Origin of the sequence: Aeromonas sp. R10-2 (genome assembly GCF_040908445.1) — a bacterium.
Lineage (GTDB): Bacteria > Pseudomonadota > Gammaproteobacteria > Enterobacterales > Aeromonadaceae > Aeromonas > Aeromonas veronii.
Map to the genome: position 1 here is coordinate 1 of NZ_JBFODS010000005.1, position 1,495 is coordinate 1,495.

The 1,495-nt window shown below is 52.4% G+C and carries 1 rRNA gene; it reads left to right on the top strand.

Going from position 1 to position 1,495, the window contains the following annotated elements:
* Positions 1-21: 21 nt before the first annotated feature.
* Positions 22-1,495: ribosomal RNA gene (locus AB5Y97_RS00075) — 23S ribosomal RNA — on the top strand; the annotation flags it as partial.

The following is a 1,495-nucleotide window of genomic DNA, read 5'->3' on the forward strand; positions in this document are numbered from 1 at the left end:
CGACACTTCTTGGGGTTGTATGGTTAAGTGACTAAGCGTACATGGTGGATGCCTTGGCAGTCAGAGGCGATGAAGGACGTACTAACCTGCGATAAGCTGTGAGAAGTCGGTAAGAGACGCTATTACTCACAGATTTCCGAATGGGGAAACCCACCCGAGATAACTCGGGTATCTGTTACTGAATACATAGGTAACAGAGGCGAACCGGGAGAACTGAAACATCTAAGTACCCCGAGGAAAAGAAATCAACCGAGATTCCCTCAGTAGCGGCGAGCGAACGGGGATTAGCCCTTAAGCATCTTGGAAGTTAGTGGAACGGTCCTGGAAAGGCCGGCGATACAGGGTGATAGCCCCGTACACGAAAACAACCTTGATGTGAAATCGAGTAGGGCGGGACACGTGACATCCTGTCTGAATATGGGGGGACCATCCTCCAAGGCTAAATACTCCTGACTGACCGATAGTGAACCAGTACCGTGAGGGAAAGGCGAAAAGAACCCCTGTGAGGGGAGTGAAATAGAACCTGAAACCGTGTACGTACAAGCAGTGGGAGCCCTTCGGGGTGACTGCGTACCTTTTGTATAATGGGTCAGCGACTTACATTTTGTAGCGAGGTTAACCGTATAGGGGAGCCGTAGGGAAACCGAGTCTTAACTGGGCGTCTAGTTGCAAGGTGTAGACCCGAAACCGGGTGATCTAGCCATGGGCAGGTTGAAGGTTGAGTAACATCAACTGGAGGACCGAACCCACTAACGTTGCAAAGTTAGGGGATGACCTGTGGCTGGGGGTGAAAGGCCAATCAAACTCGGAGATAGCTGGTTCTCCCCGAAAGCTATTTAGGTAGCGCCTCGGACGAATACTACTGGGGGTAGAGCACTGTTTGGGCTAGGGGGTCATCCCGACTTACCAACCCCATGCAAACTCCGAATACCAGTAAGTAATATCCGGGAGACACACGGCGGGTGCTAACGTCCGTCGTGAAGAGGGAAACAACCCAGACCGCCGGCTAAGGTCCCAAAGTTCTGGTTAAGTGGGAAACGATGTGGGAAGGCTCAGACAGCTAGGATGTTGGCTTAGAAGCAGCCATCATTTAAAGAAAGCGTAATAGCTCACTAGTCGAGTCGGCCTGCGCGGAAGATGTAACGGGGCTCAAACCAGGCACCGAAGCCGCGGATTCACACTTATGTGTGAGTGGTAGGGGAGCGTTCTGTAAGTCTGCGAAGGTGTATCGAGAGGTATGCTGGAGATATCAGAAGTGCGAATGCTGACGTAAGTAACGATAAAGGGGGTGAAAAGCCTCCTCGCCGGAAGACCAAGGGTTCCTGTCCAACGTTAATCGGGGCAGGGTGAGTCGACCCCTAAGGCGAGGCCGAAAGGCGTAGTCGATGGGAAGCAGGTTAATATTCCTGCACGACTTGTAATTGCGATGGGGGGACGGAGAAGGCTAGGTGGGCCAGGCGACGGTTGTCCTGGTGAAAGTGCGTAGGTGGTGTTT